Origin of the sequence: Streptomyces sp. NPDC058239 (assembly GCF_042882185.1) — a bacterium.
In the GTDB taxonomy this organism is placed as follows: domain Bacteria; phylum Actinomycetota; class Actinomycetes; order Streptomycetales; family Streptomycetaceae; genus Streptomyces.
This window is the reverse complement of sequence record NZ_JBHVWS010000136.1, coordinates 1-2,855: the sequence shown is the minus strand read 5'-3', so window position 1 is coordinate 2,855 and position 2,855 is coordinate 1. Positions and strand designations below refer to the sequence as shown.

Genomic DNA, 2,855 nt, shown 5'->3' with positions numbered 1-2,855 from the left:
CAGACGACGGCGACGGCGTCGGGGGTTTCCCGGGCCCGGCGTATCACCAGTTCGTGAATCGCACCGACCGGGAGTTCAGCGCCGTCACCCGCCCATGACTCCACCAGTTCCCGTTCTGTGTCTCCCAGGAGGACGACGTCCCCGAACGCGGTCTCCGGTTCGCAGACCATCGACTCCAGCACCCGCACGTAGTAGTCCCGCATCAACGCCACCTGGTCCTCGACCAGAACACCGAGGTGGTAGTCGAGACTCAGGAGCAGCCGTGTGGAGTACGGATTACGGATCACGCCGACGCTCAGCGGGAAGTTGGTCGGCTCGGCACGCAGCGTGCTGAAGCTGTCGATCTTCCCGTCCACGATCGTCAGGCGACCCTCACCGAACTCGTCGGTGAGCACGTGGAAGTGGTTGTACACAAAGCTGGTCTCGAACAGGGCCTCGCCACCCATCCGACGCTGCAACGCCCCCAGCGGGTATCTACGGTGGGGCAGCATGTCCTGCTCGGCCTCGAACACCGCGCGTACGAGGTCCAGCCAACTGCCGTCCGGCAGTTCCAGCCGGAACGGGACGGTGTTCAGGAAGAGCCCCCGCACCTCGGTCGCCCCGGCCTCCTCCAGCCGTCCGTTGGACGACAGACCGGCCAGCACGTCCGTGCTTCCGGTGACCAGGCTCATGACCCGCAGATGCGCTGCCAGCATCACGGACTTCAGCGGCACCCCACAACGCTTGGCCAGCGCCAGCAGCTCGTCGCACAGCTGCGCCGGTAACAGCGTCTCGATCGAGCCGTGCTTCTCCGCCGTGTGCAGTACCCGCCACTCGTTCTCGCACTCGGGCGTGGCCAGCCGGGCGTCGTGCCGGTCCGGCCAGCGTGGGAGCCGGCCCGTGGGCCGGTCCGTGAGCCGCTCCAGCCAGAACTCCTCGCTCTCCTTGGAGCGCAGCACCTCCCGTTCCGCCGCGATGAAGTCGCGGTACGCGGACTCGGGCGGGTCCAGGGCGACGACCGTGCCCGCACCGGTCGCGATCCGGTGGTAGAGGCCAGTGATCTCGGCGAGCGTGGAGTGAAGACTCCAACCGTCGAAAATGGCGTGGTGCTCGGTCACCGTCCACTGGAACGCATCGTCGGAGAGCCAGTGGATGCCGAACCGCAGCAACGGCGGCCGGGAGTGGTCGAACACATGGGAGCGTTCGAAGGTCACGTATGCGGCGATCGCCGACTGTTGCGCCTCGTCGTCGAGTGCACGCAGATCGGACACCACGCACGGCATCTCCGCCGTGGCATGCACCAGCTGGAGCGGCTCGCTGTAGCCGCTCAGCTCCAGGGACGTGCGGAGTATCGGGTGGCGTTCCACGACCAGGCGGAGCGCCTCCTTGAAGCTGCGCTCGTCGAACCGGCCGTTGATGCGCATGCTGTCCACGTTGTGGTACGGCAGCCGTTCACGGTCCAGTTCCATCTCGTAGATCATGCCGACCTGGAGTTCCGCCATCGGATAGGCGTCCACGAGGCCCAGCGGCAGCCGCGCCCTGTCCTCGGCGCTCACCATGGAGAACGGCTCGCGGTCGCGCTGCGGGGCTTCGGATGCCGAATGGGTCGAGGCGGCCTCGGCCAGCCCCGCAGGGGTGGGCGTGCGGAAGAGGTCCTGCAGCTCGAAGCCGACCCCCTGGGTACGAGCCAGTCCCAGCACCTGGATGCTGCGGATGGAGTCGCCGCCGAGGTCGAAGAAGTTGTCGTGGCGGCCGATGCGGTCGACGCCGAGAACGTTGCTCCAGATCCCCGCGAGCAGCTCCTCCGTCCCGGGCAGCGGAGCGATGAACTCGGCTGCCAGTTCAGGGCGTTCGGTTGTCGGAGCGGGCAACGCCCGGTGGTTGAGCTTGCCCTGCGGGGTGAGCGGGAGGGCATCGAGGAAGACGAAGTTCCTCGGGATCATGTAGTCGGGGAGGTGGCCGGCGAGGGCGTCCCGGAGTTCACTGGTGGTGGGCCGGTCGGCGTCCGGCTCCGGTACGAGGTAGGCGACGAGGTCCGTGTGGCCGCCGAGATCGTCCCGGACGACCACGACGGCCTGCCGGATCTCGGGCTGCCGGCCCAGTCGGGCCTCGATCTCCGGCAGCTCGATACGGTAGCCGCGCACCTTCACCTGTGCGTCGGCCCGGCCCAGGTACTCCAGGTCGCCGGAGGACGTCCAGCGGGCGAGGTCCCCACTGCGGTAGAGCCGGGCTCCGGGCGCACGACCGAGATGGTCCGGCACGAAACGCTGTGCGGTGAGCGCGGGTTGGCCTGTGTAGCAACGTGTCACGCCGGGCCCGCCGACGTAGAGCTCCCCGACGACACCGATCGGACTCGGATCGCCCGACGGATCCAGGACGTAGAGACGGAGATCGGGCAGCGCCCTGCCGATCCGGCTGAACGTACCGTCGAGCTGGCCCTCGTCCACCTCGGTGTACGTCACGTGCACGGTGGTCTCGGTGATGCCGTACAGGTTGATGAGGAGCGGCGAGGCGTAACCGTGACGGGCGCCCCAGCGGCGCACCGACGCCCGGTTCAGCGCCTCGCCCGCGAACAGTACTGCCCGCAGGGCCAGTTCCCCACCCTCCGCCGCGTCGACCGCCTCGAACTGACGGAAGGCAGAGGGGGTTTGGCTGAGCATCGTGACTGATCGATCGCGTACGAGTGCGTGGAACGACTCCGAGTCCCGGCTGGTCAGATACGGCACCACGACAAGGCGCCCGCCGGTGGTGAGGGCTCCCCACATCTCCATGACCGATACATCGAAGGCGTAGCTGTGGAAGAGGGTCCAGGTGTCGTCGGGGCCGAAGGGGAGGCGTTGTTGGACGGCGTTGAAGAGGCGGGTCACGTTGGCGTG

At 68.0% G+C, this 2,855-nt stretch carries 1 protein-coding gene; it reads right to left on the bottom strand.

Annotation, left to right across the window (positions count from 1 at the left end):
• Positions 1-2,855 (bottom strand): condensation domain-containing protein (locus ACFVYE_RS47185; protein ID WP_389609754.1); only part of this gene is annotated, 2,855 nt, incomplete at both ends.